Below are 22,574 nucleotides of genomic sequence, written 5' to 3'. Positions count from 1 at the left end.
GTTTTGGTTTGATTTTTATGGTATAATTATTTAAATTTTTTATCCATAAGGAAGCCATGGAACTTAAGCATTTTTCAGAAGATGATACTAGAGTTAAACTCATAGATGTAAAACTTCACGCTAGCTCTTGGAGTGAAGAAAATATCATAAGAAATTATTATTTTACCGATGGGCGTAAGCTTATAGGAAATAAAAGAGGCGAAAGAAAATTTGCAGATTATTTGTTGAAATTTCAAAACAATAATCTTGCTATTATAGAAGCTAAAAAACAAAGCAAAGATCCTTTAGATGGCCTGTCTCAAGGCATAGAATATGCTAAAATTTTAAATGTAGCATTTGTATATAGCACTAATGGCGATAAAATTCATGAATACAACCTAAAAACTTCAAGCGGTGAGTATATAGAAAAATTTCCAACCCCAAATGAGCTTTTTGCTAGGATTTATGGAAATTTAAAAGAATGGCAATACAAGCTTTTATCACAGCGAGAATTATACATACCCCAAAAAGAATTAAGATATTATCAAAAGATCGCAGTTGATAAAGTCATAGAAGCTTTGATTAACGGTAAAAATAGAATTTTACTCACTCTTGCTACAGGCACAGGTAAAACTACCATAGCTTTTGCTTTGTGTTATCGTTTGCTTGAAGCTAGGTGGAATAAAACAAATCAAGACAAAAAACCTAAGATATTATTTTTATGTGATAGGGTGAGTTTAAGAGATCAAGCTTTAGGAGAGTTTAATCCTATAGAGGGCGATTGCGTGGCAGTGAGTGCGCAAGAGTTGAGAAAAAATAATGGTAGAGTACCTACAAGTGCAAATGTGTTTTTTGGAATTTATCAAAGTCTAGCTTCAAATTCAAAAGAACAAGAAAACGCTAATGAAGAGCAAGAAAGCAAATTCTACTTACAATACCCCAAAGACTTTTTTGATCTTATCATCATCGATGAATGTCACAGAGGTGGAGCGAATGAAGAAGGTAGTTGGGCAGGGGTGCTAGAGTATTTTTCATCGGCTACGCATTTAGGGCTTACTGCTACGCCTAAAAAAAGCGATAATGTAGATACTTATAGGTATTTTGGTGAGAGTATATATGAGTATAGTCTTAAAGATGGTATAGAAGATGGCTTTTTAACTCCCTATAAAGTTAAGCGTGTTACGACTACGCTTAGTGAAGGCTATGTGTATAACCCTGATGATATCATAGAAGGTGAGTTAGAAAAAGGCTTTTATAAGATCAATGAATTTGAAAGAAATATTCACTTACCTCAATACAACGACTTTCTAGCTAAAGAAATTTTAAAGCTCATCAACCCTATGGATAAAACCATCATCTTTTGTGCTAACCAAGCTCATGCAAGTGAAGTAAAAAGATCCATTGATAAATTTAAAAGTGTAAAAAGAGATGACTACTGCGTGAGGGTTACAAGCGATGAGGGTAAAATAGGGCTTGAGTACTTAAAGCAGTTTCAAGATAATGACAAAAGCTACCCTGTGATACTTACTAGTTCTAAAATGCTAACCACAGGAGTAGATGCTAGAAATGTCCGCAACATAGTGCTTTTGGCAAATATAGGTTCTATCATAGAATTTAAGCAAATCATCGGAAGAGGCACTAGGGTATATGAGGGAAAAGACTTTTTTACTATACTAGATTTTACCGGAGTAACAAGACTTTTTTATGATCCTAAATGGGATGGCGAGCAGATCAAAGATGAAGAAAAAACCGAAGTAAAAATTATACAAAACAAAAGAGAGCAAAGCAACCCTAAAGAAGCAACCAAGCAAAAAGAAGTCACCGTGCATTTAAAAGGCACAAAGCTAAAAGTGCTTGATATAACGACAAGCTACATAGGAGATAGCGACAAGCCACTTAGTGCAAAAGAATTTTTGGAATTTTTAGTAGGAAAGCTAGCAGAATTTTATAACGATGAGACAAAATTACGCGAGATTTGGAGTAACCAAGCGAGCAGGAAAGAATTTTTACAAAAACTTGAAAAAGACCGCATAAGCGAGCAGGTTTTGGAAGAATTGACAGCTATTTTTGAGCAAAAAGACTGCGATGTGTATGATGTGCTAGCACACTTAAGCTTTAACAGCGAGATAAAAACACGCCATGAACGCGTGCTAAATGTAAAAAATAGTGCATTTTTAAAACGCTTCCAAAAAGAAAAAGCCTTAAAGCTTGTGGAATTTTTACTAAATAGGTATCAAGAGTATGGCATAAAAGACTTTGATAGCGGGTTAAAAACACTTATAGATCTTAGCTCTTTAGGCAGCGTAAAAGAGCTAGTGGGTGAATTTGAAGGTATGGAAAATTTAAAACAATGCATTGATGATTTACAAAGGGAGATTTATGCGAGGTAAAAAATGAAAATTTTAAATTTTGATGAAATAAATTTTGGCTCTTATAAAAATTTTAAATGGGGTAATAATCTTGAAGAATTTAAAACAATTAATATTTTTTATGGTAGAAATTATTCAGGTAAAACTACACTTTCAAGGATAGCTAGAAGTTTTGAGCTTAAAAAACATAATGAAGATTTTTTGGATGGAAATTTTAAAATAAAATTAGAAGATGGTAGTTTTTTAACCCAAAATAATGTGGTAAATTCTAATCTAGATATTAGGGTTTATAATAGTGATTTTGTAAAGGAAAATTTAAATTATTTATATGATAAAAAAGGAGATATAAAAGGCTTTAAAAGTATAGGGGTGGAGCAAAAAAACATAAATGAAATAATTGAAAAAAGAGAAGAAATTTTAGCAAAAAGATGTGAGAAGTTAAAAAATACACAAATAAATCAAGATGATATTTTTAAAAAACAACAAGATAAGATAAAAACTTTAAATGAAAACCTTGCAAATAAAGCTAAAGTTATAAAAAGTAGTTCAAATTTGACAAAACAAGGTAATGACTATAACAAGAGAAATTTAGAAAAAGATTTAGTTGTAATTAAAAATGATGTAAATATCTATATTCTTAACGATGAAACACAAAATCAACTTATAAAAATTTTAGAAGATAAAGAGAAACAAAATATAAATTTTACAATCAATTTTAATAAAAATAGTTTTCAAAATATTTTAAAACATTCATCAGAAATTCTTGAAAAAGAAATTATCATTAAAGAAAATTTAACAAGCGAATTAAGACAATGGTTAGAAGAAGGTTTAAAATTTCATAAAAAACATTCATCTACACAGCAATGTAAATTTTGTAATAATCCTTTAACATTAGAAAGAATAGCTTGGATTGAAAACAACACAAAAGATGATAGTGGAGAAAAAGAACAGATTGAAAAAGAATTAAAATATTTATTAGATAATTTTGAAAGTTATAAACTAGAATCAAAAAATTTATTGCTAGGTATTGAATATGAAAATTTTTATTCTAACTATAAAGATAGTTTTATTGACTTGAGAGAACAGCTAGGAGTAAGTATTGAAAAATACAACGAAGAGTTATTAAAAATAGAAGAAAAATTAAAGCAAAAACAAAAAGATGTTTTTACTCCTATAAAATTAGAAAACATAAATGATTTTTCAGATGAGATATTTTTAATATTAAATAAAATTGAAAATTTATGCAAAGAAAATGATGAATATACAGAAAAATTATTAACAAATCAAAATGAAGCAAGAGAAAGATTAAGATTGAATGAAGTAGTAAAGTTTGCTAAAGATAGCGATTATTTTGCTATACAAGATGAAATTGAAACCTTACAACAAAATATAAATACTTTGGATGAAAGTATTAAAACACAAGACAACAAAATAAACCTTTTAAATAAAAGAATAGAAAATTATAAGGCAAAGCTTAGTAATCTAGAAACTTCTACAAGCAATATAAGTAAATATTTAAAATCATATTTTGGACACAATTTATTAGAATTAAAAGCAAAAAAAGACGATAAAGGACAATTAAATGGAGAGTTTGAAATTTTAAGAAATGGCAAACAAGCTAAGAATTTAAGTGAGGGTGAGTGTAGCTTGGTAGCTTTTTGTTATTTTGTAGCAAGTTTGGAAGATGCAAACACCAAAGATAAAAATCCTATAATATGGATAGACGACCCTATCTCCAGTCTTGATAACAATCATATATTTTTTATTTTTTCTTTAATAGAAAATGAAATAATAAAAAAAGATTCTTTTGAGCAATTTTTTATATCTACTCACAATTTAGATTTTTTAAAATATATAAAAAGATTAAAGAAAAGCAAACCTAAACAAAATGAAAACGATAAAACAGAGTATGAGTTTCCACAATACTATTTTATTGAAAAAAGTGTCAAAGAAAGTATGGAAACAAGCGAAATTAAAAATCTATCAAAATGCTTGAAAAAATATACAACAGAATTTAATTATCTTTTTGAACAAATCTATAATTTTAAAAATATTGATGATATGCACAATGAAGATTTAAAAACTTCCATTGTTTATAATTTTGGAAATAATTTAAGAAAATTTCTTGAGATTTATTTATTTTTTAAATATCCAAATAATTTTGAGAGTTTAAATCAAGAATTAATCGAAAGATTTTTTAATGATACATATCAAAGTGATAATATTGACGAAAATCATCAAAAAATGGTAGCAAGTATTACAAATAGGTATCACAATGAATATTCGCATTTGAGAGAGATATTTAGCAGGGGGATGCAACCTATTGATATAGAAGAAAGCAAAAAAATAGCTAGTTTTGTTTTAAAAATGATGAAAAAAAATGATAAAAATCAATTTAAAGCACTTGTAAGAAGTATAAGCAATGATGGATAAAATAAGCTATTCAATGACAAAATTACCGCAGGGTTGGGAAGTTAAAAAACTTGGTGATATTGCTGAAATTTCAAGTGGTGGAACTCCGTCAAGAAATAAAAAAGAATATTGGGAGAATGGAACTATACCTTGGGTAAAGATAAAAGACATTAAAGAAAAATTTATTTCTACTACTGAAGAATTTATCACCGAAGATGGTTTAAAAAATTCTTCAGCAAAATTGTTTAAAAAAGGAACTTTACTTTATTCTATTTTTGCTACTTTGGGTGAGGTTGCTATTTTAGATATAGATGCAACAACAAATCAAGCTATTGCAGGAATAAATATAAAAGAAAATAACATAAATAGTTTATATTTAATGTATTTTTTAAGAAGTATAAAAGATGAAATTTGCAGTAAGGGGCGTGGGGCAGCTCAAAATAATCTAAATTTAACTATATTAAAGCAAATTAAAATCCCACTACCACCTTTACAAGAGCAAGAAAGGATAGTGGGGATTTTAGATGAGAGTTTTGCAAAGATAGATGAAAGTATTAAAATTTTAGAGCAAGATTTGCTAAATTTAGATGAGTTAATGCAAAGTACCTTGCAAAAAGCTTTTGACCCTTTAAAAGATAATGCTAAGGAAAACTATAAACTCCCACAAGGTTGGGAATGGAAAAGCTTAGGGGAAATTGGAGAAATAATTACCGGAACAACACCTAGTAAAAATAATCCGAATTTTTATGGAAATGAGTATCCGCTATTTAAGCCTAGTGATTTAAATGGAGATATGATAATAAAATTTGCTAGCGATAACTTATCAAAATTAGGCTTTGATAATGCAAGAAATTTACCAAAAGATACAATTTTGGTAGTTTGTATAGGTGCTTCTATCGGGAAAGTAGGATTAAGTGGAGTTAATGGGAGTTGTAATCAACAGATTAATGCCATTATTCCAAATTCTGCTTTTGTTTCAAAGTATTTATTTTTTGTATGCCTAAGTAACTATTTTCAAGAAATTCTTAAAAAAAATGCTTCTCAAACTACTTTACCAATTATAAATAAAACAGAATTTTCTAAATTACAAATCCCCATGCCCTCACTCAAAGAACAAGAGCAAATCGCTTCTTATTTAGATGAGCTTTCTTCTAATGTAAAAAATTTAAAACAAAACTATCAAATGCAGATAAAAAATCTACAAGAGCTTAAAAAGTCCTTGCTAGATAAAGCTTTTCAAGGAAGATTGTAAATGTTAAAATTTTTATCAAATTTTAACATATGGACTAAATATGCTAAAAAATTTTGATTTTTTTAGCATATTTTTTGAAGGATAAAAATGCAAAAAAATATAAAACGAAATCTTGCTATGGATTTTTTAAGTTTTAGTTTAGAAAATCAAGAAGATTTTTTAGAAGTGATTTATAAAGATGATGATATATGGCTTAGCGTAGCTTTAATGGCTAAGTTATTTGAATGTTCTAGTGATAATATTTATCTACACCTTAGTAATATCTATAAAGAAAATGAACTTGATAAAAATTCAACTTCCGAGGAATTCTCGGTAGTTCAAAAAGAAGGAAAAAGAGAAGTTAAAAGGAAGATAGCATTTTATAATCTTGATGTTATTATAAGTGTAGGGTATAGAATAAATTCTTATAAAGCCACAAAGTTTAGACAATGGGCTACAACAATCTTAAAACAATTTAGCATTAAAGGATATGTATTAGATAAAGAGCGTCTGAAAAATGGTAGTGTGATAAATAAAAACTATTTTGATGAGCTTTTAGAAGAAATCAGAGAAATAAGAGCTAGTGAGAGGTTGTTTTATCAAAAGATAACTGATATTTATACAACAGCGATTGATTATGACAAAAATGATGAATTGACTAAAGAATTTTTTGCTAGTGTGCAAAATAAACTCCATTTTGCTACACATGGACACACTGCAGCAGAGCTTATAAAACAAAGAGCAGATCATAAAAAAGAAAATATGGGACTTTATTCATGGAAAAATGCTCCTGAAGGAAAAATTTTGCAAAGCGATGTGGTGATTGCTAAAAATTATCTTAGTCAAGATGAACTTTTGGAGTTAAATCGTATAGTTGGTATGTATCTTGACTATGCTGAAGATAGAGCAAAGAAAAACATAGCTATGACTATGCAAGATTGGAAAGATAGATTAGATATTTTTTTAGAATTCAATGAAAGAGAAATTTTAAAAGATAATGGCAAAATAAGTAAGAAATTAGCAGATGATTTTGCTAAGGAAGAATTTTATAAATTTAGAGTTATTCAAGATAAAAACTATAAGTCAGATTTTGATAAGGTTATTTTAAAAGCTTTAAAGGATAAAAATGCAAAGTAAAATCGATAAAATCACAGATATTCTAAGAAGAGATGATGGCATAAGTGGTGCTATGCATTATAGTGAGCAGATTAGCTGGGTGCTTTTTTTGAAATTTTTAGATGATTATGAAGAAGAGTTAAAGCTAGAAGCTGAGCTAGATGAAAAGCCTTATAGGGCTATTTTGCAAGAAAAATTTAGTTGGAGGGCTTGGGCAGCACCTAAAACAAGTGAAGGAAAGCTTGATGTAAAAAACGCTTTAAGTGGAAGTGATTTGCTAAGCTTTGTGAATGATGAGCTTTTTCCATACCTAAAAAGTTTCAAAGATAATGAAAATTTCAAAAGTATAGAGTATAAGATAGGCGGAATTTTTGAATTTATAGACAACCGCATAGCTAATGGCCATACTTTAAGAGAGGTTATAAATTTAGTTGATGAGCTAAGTTTTAGCAAAGAAAGTGATGTATTTGCTTTGGGTGAGGTTTATGAGAAGCTTTTAAAAGACATGGGAAGTGATGGGGGAAATAGCGGGGAGTTTTATACCCCAAGACCTTTGGTTAGAGCTATGGTGGAGGTGCTAGACCCTAAAGCAAAAGAGAGAATTTACGATCCTGCGTGTGGGAGTTGTGGATTTTTAGTAGAGAGTTTTTTGCATATTCTCTATGAAGATAGGGCAAAAAAGAAAAAAGCAAATTTGAGTGTGGAGGAACTTGAATTTTTACAAAATGATGCCTTGTTCGGTAAAGAAAAAACTCCACTTAGTTATGCAATGGGTGTGATGAATATGATTTTACATGAGGTTAAGTCCCCAAATATCATCAAAACCAATACTCTAAATAAAAAAATCACAGACATAACTGAAAATGAAAAATACGAAGTGATTTTGGCAAATCCTCCTTTTGGTGGTAAAGAAAAAGATCAAATTCAAAATAACTTTCCTGTAAAATCAAACGCTACTGAGCTTTTGTTTTTACAACATATTTTAAAGTCTTTGAAAAACAATGGAAGATGTGCCATAGTAGTGCCTGAAGGAGTGCTTTTTCAAAATTCAAATGCCTTTGTGAGTGTAAAAAAAGACTTGCTAGAAAATTTTAATCTTGAATGTGTTTTAAGCTTGCCAAGTGGGATATTTTTACCTTATAGTGCGGTAAAAACTAATGTGCTTTTTTTCTCTAAAGGGCAAAGAAGCATTTGTGGTGAAAATGATGAAAGTGTGTATTACTATGAGCTTGTACCACCTTTTAAATTGACTAAAAATAAACCTTTAGAATACACGCATTTGCAAGAATTTTTAAAATGTTATAAAGAAAGAAAAATCACGGCTAATTCTTATTTGGTAAGTAAAAAAGAACTTGAAGAAAGAAATTATGATTTAAGTGCTAAAAATCCAAATACAAAAGAAGAAAAAACTTTGCGTGAAATAGAGGAAATTTTAAGCGAGTTAGAGCAAAATCAAAAACAAGCAAAAATGCTTTTTGAAAAAATTCAAGCTAGTTTAAGAGGTAATAAATGATAGATATAAAAAAGAAATCTAAAAATGTGAGGGTTATAGCCCTTTTTTCTTTAACTTTTTATTTATGTTCTTTTATGCCTTATATGGGTTTTTTAAGTGTAATTAGCGCGACATTATATATGATAGTTTTATATCAATTAAAAACTTATACTAGTGCTAAGAATTTGTTCAAGAATTATTTTATAACACTTTTTATTTTATTTTTTTATTTTATTTTACTTTATTTTATGATTTTATTTTTTTATTATGTTTTTTTAAATGAAGAATATTTTTTATTAATGTTTTTTACTCCGTTTTTGTTGGCTATACATATTTTATTTTGTTTGTTATATTTTAAATTCTTAAAAAGAATTTTTTATGAGATAGCTAGAGTAGCTAATCAGTTTTATTTTATAAAAGTTTGTAAAATGTATTTTTATGGTTTTTTAACATTGCCTATTTTAATAGGATTTGTATTTTTTGTTATAGGATTTGTTTATAATGTCTTAGCTTGGTATAATTTTAAAGAATTTAATAAAAGCGAATTTATTAAAAATCAAGATTAAAAAATCTTTTTTAAAATTTAATAAAAGTTAAAAATTTATACCTTGTCATTAAAATTTTTTTTATATCTTTGTTATAGCTAATATCAAAAGCTCTATAAATATCAAGCGAGCATTTTTTTATAGCATAGTCGATTTATAAAATGATTATAAACTTCCTTTACATCCCATAGTTTTTGCTTTAGAAAAATCAAAAATATCAACTTTTTCCATTTTTGGTATGTGTTCATCAAAGAAAGTATAAAATTCTTTTCTTAATTTAAAAAAATCATTTAATTTTTTATCTATTTTATATCCTTGTTAAATTTTGCCTTAAATCATCAATTTTTAAAAATGATTAATCGGCTCTTGCGTTTTTTTGATATTATCGTCCTTCGATTTTAATTAAAGGAGAAAAAATGGCTATTACTTTGGTAGAAGTTTATGATGGAAATAGGAGGCTTTATAGTAAGCCAGTAAATACAAACAAAGGTGATGCTTTGATAGGATTTATAGGTTCTAGTGTTAGTATAAAAGAAGGTAGTTGGATTGTAACTTATGATGAAAAAGGACAACGCATAAGCTCTCATCCAGCGTAAATCAAGGCATAAAAATTATATCAACCAAATCATTTTCTTTTATATCATCATTTGCTATCATAAGTGCAGCCTTGTGGTTAAGGTTGTTGATGATAGCACTTGAGCCTTGTTTTTTACCTTTTAAATTGGCATAAATTTTTCCATCTTTAAATTCTATATTACAAGCTACAAATTCTAAATGCGAACTTTTTTTCTTATAGTCAGTATTTGCAAATGCTTTAAATATATAGTCTTTTTCTTGTAAAAGCCAAATATTTAAAAGTTCTCTTACATATAAATTAAACATTACCATAGCCGAGTATGGAAAACCCGGCAGGGCAAAGATGAATTTATCTTCAAATTTGGCTATTTTGATATGTTTTCCAGGTTTTACATCGACTTTGTCTAAGATGATTTCATACTCTTTAACAGCTTGTTTTAAAAAGTCAAAATCCCCCATGGAAACTCCACCAGTGGTAACTAAAATATCACATGCATTAAGTGCTTGTTTTAAAACACTTGGGGTTTTTTGCATATCATCTTTTAAAAGTGGAAAAATTCTAGCTTCAGCACCAAGTTTTTTCGCCATATTAGCTATGGCTATATGGTTTGATGAGCGAATTTGTGCAGGGTGCTCTAAGCTTTCGCCCAAGTCTTTGATCTCACTTCCACTACTTAGCACGCCTATGATAGGTTTGGCAAAAACACTAATGTGAAAATATCCAAGCTCGGCTAAAAGTGCTATCTCGCTATAGCCTAGTTTTGTGCCTTTAGTGAGTAAAATTTCACCTTTAGTGTAGCTCTCGCCCACCTTTCTCACAGCAAAGCCTTGTGGAACTTTTTCTTTTATATAAATCACACCATTTTTAACTTCAACTTTTTCCACAGGCACTAAGGTATCACAACCTTCACTCATCAAAGAGCCTGTAAAGGTTTTAACGCATTCTTTATTTTGTATTTTAAAGCTTGGGAAAATTCCAGCAGGTACTTCGCCTATGATAGACAAAGGCTCATCTTGTTCGCTAAATTTAATCGCATAGCCATCCATAGAAGCAGTAGGAAATTGAGGGTTGTTAGTAGAAGCTTTGATATCTATGGCTAAAATTCTATCTAAGCACTGTGTTAAAGCGATGTTTTCTATCTTTTCATACGCTTGTATGTGTGAATGAAGTATGTCTAAACTTTGGTTATAAGAAGTTAGCATTTTAGTCCTTAGTGCTTAAAATTCCTGCTCCTTGAAGTTTCAAAGAGCGTTCTTTAGCATAAATTTTTTCGCCATTAATGATATCATATTTCCATATAGGCGCACTTGCTTTAAAATCTTCTACAAAATCATTAATTAGTTTTAATCCTAATTTTCTTTGCTTGCTTAAAACCCCAGCAAAATAAGAACTCTCATGCACCTTAACTTTACCGATAGAGTGAGCAAACATCAAGCTTACATTTTCATTTACAAGTTTTTGGCACCATTTTTCAAACCAAGTTTTTAATAAAGGCTCATATATATCAAAACTTAAAGCCTCAATCTCATCTTCAGCCCTCACTATACCGCAAAATGTGATTAAAGCTCCGCAGTTTTTATCTTTAGCATATTCATACCATCTAGCATAAATGCTAGGAATTTCTAAGGCTCCTTGATGTAATTCAAACATAACTCATCCTCCACAAACCGGTGGTAATAAACAAATTTTATCCCCATCTTTTAAGGTAGTTTCATCATCAAAAACCATTTCATCATTTAAAGCAACTGCACAAAGTTCAAGCCATTCTTTTAAGCTTTCATCTTGTCCTAAAATTGCTTTTAATTCTTTAAGATTACTTACATTTAGTTCTAAGCTTTCTTTGTTAATTGGCCCTAGAAATTCAACTTTTACCATTTTTTTACCTTTATTCTTTGATTTCTAAAATTCCCATCATTCCAAGATCTTCATGCTCTAAAATATGGCAGTGAAACATTCTAATACCGGTAAATTTTTGACTCATTCTAAGTTTCAATTCTTCTCCAGGTCTTACATTAATCGTATCTTGCAATGCTCTGAATTTTGCTTTTGTTATTTTACCCTTAAAATTAGAAGATATGAGTTCAAATTGTGTTCCATGTATATGGAAAGGATGATCCATATGCGATTTGTTTTTTATTACCCATTCTTCTACTTCATTTAATTTTGAGGTTAAATCCGTTCTATTCATATCAAATGTTTTACCATTGATTAAAAACATAGAGGCAAGGCTTTTTTTGATTTCTTCTTCACTTTTTTTACTAATACCATGCATTTGCATATGATCTTCACTCATAATCACTTCTTTAAAGCTTGTAGCTTCTTTTAAAGGTGGAAAATCGCGTAATTTTTCAGGTATGTTTTCTATAGTTTTTTCTACTTTAAGATCAGCTAACATAAGAGTGTAAGGTTCTTCTTTAACAAGCATTTTATCGCGGTCATAATAAGTACTTTCAAGTTTAAATTCACCCTTGCTTGCTTTGATTAGCACTTCTACTCTTGAAGCAGGACTTAAAAATAACTCATCTAATTCAACACCTTTTTCTATAAGCCCTCCATCAGTTCCTACTAAAATAAATTTAGCACCTTTAATGCGTAAAATTAAATATCTTGCCGCACAAAAATTATAAATACGAATTCTTTGAGCTTTGTCAAGTGTTATTTTTGGTTTTAATTGTCCATTGATAAGAACTAAATTTCCTTCTCTACCATTTAGCCAATCAAATAAATTATTATCAGGAATTTGTGCGTTTTCATCTAAACGCAAATCACTAATCACCCAATCTTGTTCTTGTAAATGCGACAACGCATCTTTTCTAGCTTTTACTACAAATACCCCTGCTAAGCCTTTATAAACTTGCTTTGCTGTGGTGTAGTGTGGGTGTGGATGATACCAGTAAGTTCCTGCTGAATTTTCTCCAAGTTTAAAGCGATAAATTCTTTCTCTACCAGGCATGATAGGATCGTGTGGGTTGCCATCTTGCTCAGGTGGTATGTCAAGTCCATGCCAGTGGATTGTAGTTGGTTCTTTTAAACTATTTTTTACCAAAATTTCAACCGTATCACCTTCATAAACTTCTATTTTAGGTCCAGGTATAGAGCCATTGTAAGTAAAGCATTTTGTTTTTTTACCTTTAACAAGCTCTATTTGACTTTCTTTGATTTCTATACTTGATCTAAAGAAATTTTTCTTTGTGCTTGTGTTTTTTAGAAGTTTTAAATTTGCTAATGTTTGTCCGCTAGGAAAGTCTTTTTCATCGAGTAGTTTAATGTTTGGATTTTCTAGTTTGATAAAAGAAGTATCGATTTCTTTTGTATCTTTTTGTGTATGTTTTGAGTGTATATTATGATGAGAATGATCCCCCATTGCATAAGCACTGCTAATACTTGCTAAACCTAAAGCATTAAATTTTAAAAATAACCTTCTATCCATTAAATTTTTACTCCTAAATTAATTTTGATTTGGATTTTGATTATAGCTATTATTTGATTAATGATTGTAAATTATAAAAACAAGATATAATTTTAATATGATTTGTTATACAAGTGGTTTTAAATCAAAAATTAAGGACAAATAATGCTAATTAAAAATCATTTAGATAAAGACTTTCAAACTCCTGCTTATATTTTAGAAGAAGATAAGCTTAGAAAAAATTGTGAGCTTTTGGCTAAAGTGAGTGAGCAAAGTGGAGCAAAAGTCTTGCTTGCTCTAAAGGGTTTTGCTTTTTCAGGTGCTATGGATATAGTGGGTGAGTATCTATCAGGTTGTACTTGCAGTGGGCTTTGGGAAGCTAAATTTGCAAAAGAATATATGAACAAAGAAATTCATACTTTTTCACCTGCTTTTAAAGATGATGAAATAGATGAAATCATAGATCTTTCACACCATATAGTATTTAATTCTTTTAATCAGTTTAAAAAATTTAAAGATAAAGCAAGCCACAAGTCTCTTGGTTTGCGTTGTAATCCAGAGCTTTCAGTGGCTCCAAAAGAACTTTATAATCCTTGTGGTAGATTTTCAAGATTAGGAATTCGTGCGATTGATTTTGAAAATGAAGATTTAAGTGCTTTAAGTGGGCTTCATTTTCATGCTTTATGTGAAGAAAGTGCGTATTCTTTAGAGCTTGTGTTAAATGCTTTTGAAGCTAAATTTTCAAAATTTATTAAAAATATGAAATGGGTTAATTTTGGTGGAGGTCATCATATTACTAAAGAAGGTTATGACACGCAAAAACTAATTGATCTTTGTAAAAAATTTAGCGATAAATATGGAGTGCAAGTGTATCTTGAGCCAGGTGAGGCTGTGGGTTGGCAGTGTGGGACTTTAGTTGCAAGTGTAATAGATATAGTAGAAAATGAGAAAAAAATAGCTATTTTAGATACTTCAAGCGAAGCTCATATGCCAGATACTATCATTATGCCTTATACAAGCGAGGTTTTAAATGCTAGAATTTTATCAAGTCGTGATGGACAAAATTACAGCGAGTTAAAAGAAAATGAATTTGCTTATTTACTTGGTGGCAATACTTGCTTAGCAGGGGATATCATGGGCGAGTATGCTTTTAATCAAGAGTTAAAAATAGGACAAAAAATAGTATTTTTAGATCAAATTCATTATTCCATAGTTAAAAACACTACTTTTAATGGAGTAAGACTTCCAAATTTAATGTTCTTAGATAAGAATGAAAATTTATCTATGATAAGAGAGTTTTGTTATGAAAATTATTCAAAAAGAAACTAAAAATTGAGTTTTTTTGTAGTTTTTTGCAAATTTATGTTTTTTAAATAAAACTTTTTTTAAAATAAAAATGGAAACTGAAAATTAACAAAACTACAATGCTAAGCTTTTTCTAGCGTGTAATGTTTAGGAGTAATTTATGCATAGAGTTATACTAGCTCTTTTAGCCTGTTTTAACTTTCTATTTGCTCAAGAAAATTTTGAAGTTAAAAATACTCAAATTTGGGATGTGCAAAGAGTGATGAATATAGAAAGTTATCAAAATTTTGGTGCTTTGTGGACTAAACTGCAAGGTGAGTATATTGCAAGTGCTGTTTTGATTATACTTATAGTCGTAATTTCAGCTTTTGCTTTGCATTATATGGTCATAGGTCCAAAGAAATTTTCTCATGATGGTAAGAAAATTTACGCTTTTTCAGTATTTGAAAGATTGTTTCATTTTGTAGCAGCAATCTCTTGGATTATCCTTGTGCCAACCGGACTTATTATGATTTTTGGATCGTATTTTGGCGGTGGATTTTTTGTAAGAATGTGTAAAAACTTACATGGTATTGCTACTATTTTATTTATCATTTCCATCATTCCTATGCTTTTGTGTTGGATTAAAAGAATGCTTCCTGCGAGTTATGATTTAAGATGGATGATGATAGTAGGTGGATATTTAAGCAAAGAGAAAAAACCTGTGCCTGCGGGTAAGTTTAACTTTGGTCAAAAATCTTGGTATTATATAGCTGTTTTTGGTGGCTTTTTGATGATAATCACTGGTGCGTTTATGTTTTTCCTTGATTTTAATTCTACTTCTTTGCAATCTATTTTTGGAATTTCTCATATAGATATTTTAAGAGCTTCAGCTATCATCCATAATATTTTGGGTATTTTATGTGCAGTATTTTTTGCTATTCATATTTATATGGCCGTATTTGCTATTAAAGGAAGTATCCATTCTATGATTAGTGGTTATAAAGAAGAAGAAGAAGTTTATATTTTACATTCTTATTGGTATAAAGAATTAAGCGATAAAAAACAAATCAATCCATCGTTTACTTACGATTCTAAAACAAAATTTTAAAATCTCACTTGATTTTTTTAAATTTTCCTTGTTATAATCAAATAAAAATAACAAGGAAAATTAATGATACAAGATATTGATCTTTCGCGTAAATATTTTTATGAATTTTTTTCAAAAGCTTTTAATTTTATCGATGAAAATGAGTTTAAAATTTGGCATGAGCAGGTTTTAGTTTTAGCTCAAAGTCCTTTAGATGATAGTTTAAAATTTGATTTTGAAAAACTTAGTGTATGTGATTTTGCAAGTTTTAAAGAAGAACAAAATGGAGTGTTTTTTGATTTTTCTTATGTGAATGTGCCTATTAGTGCTTCTTTTTATGATGAGGGTAGGGATGATGGTAAAATGAAGCTTCAAGCCTGTGAAATTATTAGAAAAACCAAATTTAGAAAAAAAGAAGATTGCAGGCAAAGTGAAGATGAATTTGGCTTTTTGTTTGCTTTTATGGCAAGTATTATTGAGCATGATTTAAAAGTTGCACAGCAATTATTTCGTTTTGTGATAAACCCTGTAATAGATGAGTTTATAGAAAAATTACAAATCCACAAAAACTCAAATTTTTACATTGCTATTGCCAATATTATGAAAGTCTTTTTTGCAAATGAAAGAGCTTATTTGGAAGTACAAGCACCTATAAAAAAAGAAGGTAAAAGTGTAGCAGATGAGGCTTTACAAAGACTTCCTTATGAGCCAAGACTTCCTACTAAATTTAGCAAAACAAATATAGAAGAACTTAGTAAATTATAAAAATTAATATGTATTTTGTTACCAAAATACATATTATCAAAATCATCTTTTTATGAAAATAGAAATTAAATAAAATCTTAAGTGAAAATATGCAAAATTTATTTTGTTAAGTGTATAAATACTTTGAAAATAAGTATTTATAGTTATTCTTTACTTTTATTTCAAAGGAGAGAACATGGAGGCCAATCAAAGAAGGGATTTTTTAAAAAAATCTTTGAAAATTGGTGCTTTAGGGGTAGTAGCTGGGGCAAGCGTGAATGCTTTAGCTAAAGATGATTACCAAGAGCAAAATACCGTAGTTTTAGGAAAAAGTACTAAAAAAGAAGTGCTTTATAAAAAAACTATGCATTGGGAAAAATACTACAAAATAGCTTATTAATTAAGAAAGGAAGAAGATGGCATTAGCAAGAAGAAATTTTCTTAAGCTTGCTGGTATTGCTGGTCTTGGAAGTGCGGCTTTTGGTAGTGAAAACAAAGCTATTAGAGCTGCAAGTGAACAAGAAGTAGCAAATCCTTATCCAGATTCTAAGATTGTTAGAACAATCTGTAGTATCTGTAGTGCAGGCTGTGGAATTAAAGCAGAAGTGCAAGATGGAGTTTGGGTGCGTCAAGAAAACGCTATAGAACATCCTATTTCTCAAGGATCACACTGCTGTAAAGGGATAGATCAAATCGATCTTACTAAATCAAAGCAGCGTATTAAATATCCTATGAAAAAAGAAAATGGCAAATGGGTACGTTTAACTTGGGAGCAAGCTATCAATGAAATTGGCGATAAAATGCTTGAAATCCGTAAAGAAAATGGACCTGATAGTGTTATGTTTTTAGGTTCGGCTAAATTTAATAACCAACAAGCTTATTATTTTAGAAAATTTGCAGCATTTTGGGGTACTAACAATATAGACCACGTTGCTAGAATTTGACACAGCGCAACAGTCGCCGGTGTGGCGAATACATGGGGTTATGGCGCTATGACAAATCATTTTGGTGATGTGACTAAACACTCAAAAATGATGATTATTTTTGGTGCAAATACTGCTGTGGCAAATCCTATCGGATTTAAACACTTATTACAAGCAAAAGATCGTAATAATGCTAAATTGGTAGTTGTAGATCCTGTATTTACAAAAACTGCAGTACATGCTGATGAATATGTAAGAATTCGTCCAGGTACAGATATAGCTTTAGTTTATGGTATGCTTCATTTGATCTTCAAAAACGGTTGGGAAGATAAAGAATTAATCAAAACTAGAACTTATGGGGTTGAAGAAATAAAAGCGGAGGCTGTTAAATGGACTCCTGAAGTTGTAGAAGATGTAACAGGTGTTCCAGCTGCTCAACTTGAAAAAATCACAAGAATGTTAGCTACAATCAAACCTGCTACGCTATTTTGGGCTTTAGGTATTACTCAACACTCGGTAGGTAGCTCCAACACAAGAATTCTAGCTATCTTACAACTCGTTCTTGGTAATATAGGCAAACCAGGTGCAGGAACAAACATCATTAGAGGTCATGATAATGTTCAAGGTGCTACTGATATGGGCTGTTTGGCTGATACTTTACCAGCTTATTATGGGCTTGATGATAATGCATGGAATCATTTTGCTAATTTTTGGAATGTAGATAGAGAATATTTAAATTCAAGATTTTATTCTAAAGAATGGATGCATGAAAAAGGTTTTTCACTAGCAAAATGGTGGCAAGGCGTTTTACATGAAGAAAAAACTTATTCTAACTCACCTATCCGTGTGCTTTGGGTGCAAGGAACGGGTATTACTTCTATGGCGCATACGGTAAAAATTCAAGAAGCGCTTAAAAAACTTGATATGATTGTAATCGCTGAGCCTTTTGTAAATGAAGTAGCAGTTTTAGCAGATCGTTCTGATGGTATTTATATTATCCCTGCTTGTACTCAATTTGAAACAGAAGGTTATGTCACTGCGACTAATCGTGCTATGCAATGGCGTTCTCAAGTAGTAAAACCAATTTATGAAAGCAAAGAAGATCAAGAGATTATGTTTGCTTTTGCTAAAAAATTCGGCTTTTATAAAGAATACACTCGCGGTATGAAAATGGAATTGAAAGATCATAAGCTTGTACAAACAAGAGATGATAATGATGATAATTTTATATGGCCTGATGATGCTACAAGAGAAATGAGTAATGGTCTTTTAAGTATAGGCTTAAGAGGTATTTCAGCTGAACGCTTAAGAAAACACCAACAAAATTGGGAACATTTTGATCCTGATACTCAAAGAGGTCTTGGTGGTGAAGTTAAAGGCGAATACTATGGCTTACCTTGGCCTTGTTGGGATGAACAACATCCGGGAACTTCTATATTATGGAATACTGATGTGCCTTATGAAGAAGGCGGTATGGGCTTTAGAAACCGCTTTGGTTTGGAGCATGAAGGACATTCTCAATTAGCAGATGATGCCTTTACTCCAAAAGGATGTAAAGTTAAAGGTGGTTACCCACAAATCACTAAGGCAAATATTGAAAAAGTATTTAATATCAAACTAAGTGATAGCGAAAAAGAATTAATGGGCGCTAGCTGGAGTACAGATATTTCAGGTATTATTTTAGAAAAATGTAGAGAAAAGAGTGCTTGCTGTTTAGGTAATGCAAGAGCTAGAATGAAAGTTTGGGAATTTGCAGATCCTATTCCACTACATAGAGAGCCTATTCACTCACCTCGTTGGGATTTGGTTAAAAAATATCCTACTTGGGGCGATCAAGAGAAAAACTTCAGAGTTGAGAGTAAATTTATCAGCGAGCAACAAAAGAAAGATTGGAGCAAAGAGTTTCCAACTATCATTTCAAGTATGCGTTTAGTAAATTTAAGTGGTGCAGGTATGCTTGAGAGAACTAGTAAATATCTTGCTGCAATCACACCTGAAATGTTTGCTAATGTTCACCCTGAACTTGCCTTAAAATATGGTATAAATGATGGAGATATGATGTGGATTCATTCACCGCAAGGTACTAAGATTAAAGTAAAATGTGTGCATAATCATTCTGTTACACCGGATAGAATTTGCTTGCCTTATAACTTTGCGGGTATTATGCAAGGAGTGGATTTAAGTTATAATTATCCTGAAGGCACTAGACCTTATACTATAGGTGAAAGTTCTAACACGGTTACTAACTATGGTTTTGATATAAATACGCAAATTTCTGAATTTAATGCAGGACTTTGCAGACTTGAAAAGGCTTAAGGGGTAAGTTATGGCTAGAATGAAATTTTATGTAGATAATAATCGCTGTATTTCTTGCTTTGCTTGTCAAGTGGCTTGTTCAAGTGCGCACGAAGTGCCAGTGGGGATTAATAGAAGAAAGGTAATCACTCTAAATGAAGGCATAGAAGGAAAAGAGTTTTCAACAACTCTTGCCTGCCAACACTGCACAGATGCTCCATGTGAGCAAGTTTGTCCTGTAAAATGCTTTTATATTAGAGCTGATGGTATTGTTTTACATGATAAAAAAACTTGTATAGGTTGTGGGTATTGTCTTTATGCGTGTCCTTTTGGTGCTCCACAATTTCCAAGAGATGGTGCTTTTGGTATCAAAGGTCAAATGGATAAATGTACTATGTGTGCAGGTGGTCCTGAGCCTACTAACTCTCATGAAGAAAGAGAACTTTATGGACAAAATCGTATCGCAGAAGGTAAAGTACCTATGTGTGCTGCGGTTTGTTCTACAAATGCACTTTTGGTTGGTGATGCAGCTGAAGTTAGTGCAATGTATAGAAAAAGAGTTTTGCTTAAGGGTCAAAATTTAGGACTTGATGCAAAATAACCCAAAGGGTGTTTACAGGCACCCTTTTTTACTACTTATAATCCAAGGTTAATTCATGGAAGAATTAAATTTACAAATTCAAAAAAATCTTGATGAAAATAATAAACTTACTTGTAAAAAAGCACTAGAGCTTTTAAAACAATACTCCAAAGAAGATTTTCAAGCTAGTATAAAAAAAATGGATGTAAAAATTTCAGATTGCGAGTTAGGTCAATTTGGAAAGTTAAATAAAAATATAGCAAAAAGTGAAATTTTAGAAAAATTAGAAACAAAACTAGATTCTAAGCGTCGCATATCATGTAAAGATGCTTTAGAATGTGCTAAAAACTTTAATATGGTTGATATGAGAGCTACGCTTAAAACTTATAAAATTGATGTTAAATACTGCGAACTTGGTTGTTTTGAAGAAAAAAAAGGTAAAAAATTTCATATAAAAAGCAAAATTTGGGTAGAAAATCCTGATGGAGAATTACTTTTTGGTAAAGGGAAAACAGATATTTTAGAATTAGTTGGAGAATGCGGAAGTATTTCCCAAGCGGCTAAACAATTAGGGATTAATTATAAAAAAGCTTGGCTTTATATACAGGATTTAGAAAAAAATATGAAAGAAGAATTGCTCATTGCTAAAAAAGGAAGGGGAAGTGAAGCTGGTAGTAAGCTTACTCCTAGAGCTTATGAGCTAATTCAAAATTTTAAAATTTTACAACAAGATGTAGAAGAATACACTAATAAGCGCTTTAAAGAATTATTTTTCAAGAAAAATCAAGAAAAAGATAAAACTTAATTTGAATACAAGTTATAAAAATATATCATTAAGTAAAAAAGGTAAAAAATGAAAATTGATTGTAGAGATTTAGCTTGTCCGCGTCCTGTGATAGAGACAAAAAAGGCTTTAGAAGAGTTAAAAGAAAATGAAAATTTAGAAATTCTTTTAAATTCTCAAGCTTCTAAAGAAAATGTAATGAGGTTTTTAAAATCTTTAAATTTGAACTTTAGTGTGAAAGATGTAAATGATGAAAGTATTATTAGCATTATAAAAGATGGTGATATAGTTCAAATTCAAGAACAAAATTTACAAGAATATAATGTGTTGTTTTTAAAAAGCGATAAGGTAGGTGAAGGGGAGCTTGGGAAAAATCTAATGCTAGGTTTTTTAAAAACCTTAAAAGATTTACCTAATAAACCTGTAAAAATCCTTTGCGTTAATGATAGTGTTTTAATGAATACTGATTGTTCTCATATGGCTTTTGAAGCTATGAAAGAGCTTGAAAATTTAGGGGTTGAAATTTATAGTTGTGGGGCATGTTTGGAATTTTTTGGTAAAACTAAAGAGCTTAAAATAGGCAAAATAGGTAATGCTTATGAAATTTTAAATGAACTTTTTGGAAAGGCAAAGATTATTTCTTTATGATATATAAAGACCAAAAACTAACTCAATATGTAAAAGCTGCGGGTTGAGCTGCCAAACTAGACTCGGTGGGTCTTGACAAAATTCTTGGCATTTTAAAACCGCATGAAAACATTTTAAGTGGTATTGATAATAACGAAGATGCAAGTGTTTATAAGCTAAATGAAGATTTAGCTTTAGTGCAAACACTTGATTTTATCACACCTGTGGTTGATAGTGCGTATCATTTTGGTGCTATAGCTGCTGCCAATGCTTTAAGTGATGTATTTGCTATGGGTGCTGAGGTGATTAATGCCTTAAATATTGTAGGCTTTGATACTTGTCATTTTAACAATGAAATTTTACTTGAAGTTTTAGAAGGTGCTAGAGCTAAGGTTGAAGAAGCTGGTGCTGTGCTAGTAGGTGGCCATACTATAGAAAATGATGAATTTATTTTTGGTCTTAGTGTGACAGGTGTAGTTCATCCTAAGAAATTTATAGCTAATAATAGTGCAAAAGATGGTGATGTTATTTTACTTACTAAGCCTATAGGTAGTGGCATTATTAGCACTGCTATCAAGGCTGGTTTGCTAGAAAAAGCAAAGATTTTAAAAGCAATAGAGCAAATGAGTTTTTTAAATCTTTACGCAAGTCGTATTTTAAAGGGGTTTAAAAGTCTTAGTGCTTTAAGTGATGTTACTGGTTTTGGCCTTTTGGGGCATTTAAAAGAAATGTTAAATGAAGAGATTATGATAGAAGTGTATAAAAATGAAATTCCTTTAATGGATGGAGTTTTGCCAATGGCTAATATGGGGATAATCCCAGCAGGAGCTTATAAAAATAAAGATAGCCTAAAAATTTGGGTTGATAATTTAAATGAAAAAGATGAAGATATAGTGTATTTTGATCCTCAAACTTCAGGTGGACTTTTAGCTGCAATGAGTGAAAAAGATGCAAATGAGGCTTTGAAAATTTTGAAAGATTACAATATAGAGGCAAAGATTATTGCTAGATGTGTAAGAAATACTCATAATTATTTATTATTACGCTAATATTTTATTTACAATTAAAAATATATGTTTATATTTGTTACTTTTTTACATAAAAAAATAAATTATAA

Annotated in this window: 20 protein-coding genes; 16 read left to right on the top strand and 4 right to left on the bottom strand. The window is 30.3% G+C overall.

What is annotated here, in order from left to right; translation table 11 throughout:
* The first annotated feature begins 56 nt into the window (after positions 1–56).
* The 7 genes from hsdR to L8X50_RS04915 all read left to right on the top strand — a co-directional run bounded on the left by hsdR (position 57) and on the right by L8X50_RS04915 (position 9,740).
* Complete coding sequence (hsdR, locus tag L8X50_RS04945) at positions 57–2,369, top strand: EcoAI/FtnUII family type I restriction enzme subunit R (RefSeq protein ID WP_263660544.1); 2,313 nt, start codon at positions 57–59, stop codon at positions 2,367–2,369.
* 3 nt (positions 2,370–2,372) lie between these two features.
* The gene (locus tag L8X50_RS04940; protein ID WP_263660543.1) at positions 2,373–4,781 is read left to right on the top strand and encodes an AAA family ATPase; all 2,409 of its coding nucleotides are present in this window, start codon (positions 2,373–2,375) and stop codon (positions 4,779–4,781) included.
* Entirely contained in the window at positions 4,771–6,012 is a 1,242-nt protein-coding gene (locus L8X50_RS04935) for a restriction endonuclease subunit S (RefSeq protein ID WP_412175484.1), read from the top strand. The genes L8X50_RS04940 and L8X50_RS04935 overlap by 11 nt, the downstream gene beginning before the upstream one ends.
* A gap of 87 nt (positions 6,013–6,099) precedes the next feature.
* Positions 6,100–7,128: a virulence RhuM family protein gene (locus L8X50_RS04930; protein WP_263660542.1), complete on the top strand. Its 1,029-nt coding sequence runs from the start codon at positions 6,100–6,102 to the stop codon at positions 7,126–7,128.
* Positions 7,118–8,620 (top strand): N-6 DNA methylase, encoded by a 1,503-nt coding sequence (locus L8X50_RS04925; protein ID WP_220566417.1) that lies wholly within the window; start codon positions 7,118–7,120, stop codon positions 8,618–8,620. The genes L8X50_RS04930 and L8X50_RS04925 overlap by 11 nt, the downstream gene beginning before the upstream one ends.
* The gene (locus L8X50_RS04920; protein WP_220566418.1) at positions 8,617–9,165 is read left to right on the top strand and encodes a hypothetical protein; all 549 of its coding nucleotides are present in this window, start codon (positions 8,617–8,619) and stop codon (positions 9,163–9,165) included. The genes L8X50_RS04925 and L8X50_RS04920 overlap by 4 nt, the downstream gene beginning before the upstream one ends.
* A 395-nt stretch (positions 9,166–9,560) precedes the next feature.
* Entirely contained in the window at positions 9,561–9,740 is a 180-nt protein-coding gene (locus L8X50_RS04915; RefSeq protein WP_263660541.1) for a hypothetical protein, read from the top strand.
* Between the two features lies 1 nt (position 9,741).
* Here L8X50_RS04915 and L8X50_RS04910 read toward each other — a convergent pair whose 3' ends face one another.
* The 4 genes from L8X50_RS04910 to L8X50_RS04895 are packed head-to-tail and all read right to left on the bottom strand — an operon-like array spanning position 9,742 to position 13,151.
* Positions 9,742–10,923, bottom strand: coding sequence for a molybdopterin molybdotransferase MoeA (locus L8X50_RS04910; protein WP_263660540.1), 1,182 nt, complete (start codon positions 10,921–10,923; stop codon positions 9,742–9,744).
* Between the two features lies 1 nt (position 10,924).
* Positions 10,925–11,371, bottom strand: coding sequence for a molybdopterin synthase catalytic subunit (locus L8X50_RS04905; protein ID WP_263660539.1), 447 nt, complete (start codon positions 11,369–11,371; stop codon positions 10,925–10,927).
* Between the two features lie 3 nt (positions 11,372–11,374).
* The gene (locus tag L8X50_RS04900; protein WP_039617593.1) at positions 11,375–11,596 is read right to left on the bottom strand and encodes a molybdopterin synthase, small subunit; all 222 of its coding nucleotides are present in this window, start codon (positions 11,594–11,596) and stop codon (positions 11,375–11,377) included.
* Between the two features lie 10 nt (positions 11,597–11,606).
* Positions 11,607–13,151, bottom strand: coding sequence for a multicopper oxidase family protein (locus tag L8X50_RS04895; RefSeq protein WP_263660538.1), 1,545 nt, complete (start codon positions 13,149–13,151; stop codon positions 11,607–11,609).
* 144 nt (positions 13,152–13,295) lie between these two features.
* Here L8X50_RS04895 and nspC point away from each other — a divergent pair, with 144 nt between their 5' ends.
* The 9 genes from nspC to selD all read left to right on the top strand — a co-directional run bounded on the left by nspC (position 13,296) and on the right by selD (position 22,506).
* Positions 13,296–14,459, top strand: a complete 1,164-nt coding sequence (nspC, locus tag L8X50_RS04890) for a carboxynorspermidine decarboxylase (RefSeq protein ID WP_263660537.1) — start codon at positions 13,296–13,298, stop codon at positions 14,457–14,459.
* A 136-nt stretch (positions 14,460–14,595) separates the two neighbouring features.
* On the top strand, positions 14,596–15,525 hold the full coding sequence (locus L8X50_RS04885) for a formate dehydrogenase subunit gamma (protein ID WP_039627999.1): 930 nt from the start codon (positions 14,596–14,598) through the stop codon (positions 15,523–15,525).
* 63 nt (positions 15,526–15,588) lie between these two features.
* On the top strand, positions 15,589–16,269 hold the full coding sequence (locus L8X50_RS04880; RefSeq protein WP_263660536.1) for a molecular chaperone: 681 nt from the start codon (positions 15,589–15,591) through the stop codon (positions 16,267–16,269).
* A 175-nt stretch (positions 16,270–16,444) separates the two neighbouring features.
* Complete coding sequence (locus tag L8X50_RS04875; RefSeq protein ID WP_012661099.1) at positions 16,445–16,648, top strand: twin-arginine translocation signal domain-containing protein; 204 nt, start codon at positions 16,445–16,447, stop codon at positions 16,646–16,648.
* Between the two features lie 16 nt (positions 16,649–16,664).
* Positions 16,665–19,487 (top strand): formate dehydrogenase subunit alpha, encoded by a 2,823-nt coding sequence (locus tag L8X50_RS04870; RefSeq protein WP_263660534.1) that lies wholly within the window; start codon positions 16,665–16,667, stop codon positions 19,485–19,487.
* Positions 19,488–19,497: 10 nt separating this feature from the next.
* A complete protein-coding gene (fdh3B, locus tag L8X50_RS04865) occupies positions 19,498–20,067 on the top strand; it encodes a formate dehydrogenase FDH3 subunit beta (protein ID WP_133319414.1) in 570 nt (189 codons plus the stop codon).
* A 55-nt stretch (positions 20,068–20,122) separates the two neighbouring features.
* Entirely contained in the window at positions 20,123–20,851 is a 729-nt protein-coding gene (locus tag L8X50_RS04860; protein ID WP_263660533.1) for a winged helix-turn-helix domain-containing protein, read from the top strand.
* Positions 20,852–20,899: 48 nt separating this feature from the next.
* Complete coding sequence (gene yedF, locus L8X50_RS04855; RefSeq protein ID WP_133319412.1) at positions 20,900–21,478, top strand: sulfurtransferase-like selenium metabolism protein YedF; 579 nt, start codon at positions 20,900–20,902, stop codon at positions 21,476–21,478.
* Positions 21,475–22,506, top strand: a complete 1,032-nt coding sequence (gene selD, locus L8X50_RS04850; RefSeq protein WP_263660532.1) for a selenide, water dikinase SelD — start codon at positions 21,475–21,477, stop codon at positions 22,504–22,506. Before yedF ends, selD begins: the two co-directional genes overlap by 4 nt.
* Positions 22,507–22,574: the final 68 nt, after the last annotated feature.

It is taken from the genome of Campylobacter sp. CNRCH_2013_0898h, from assembly GCF_025772965.1.
Classification (GTDB): Bacteria; Campylobacterota; Campylobacteria; order Campylobacterales; family Campylobacteraceae; genus Campylobacter_D; species Campylobacter_D lari_D.
This window is presented reverse-complemented; position numbering and strand designations above follow the sequence as displayed.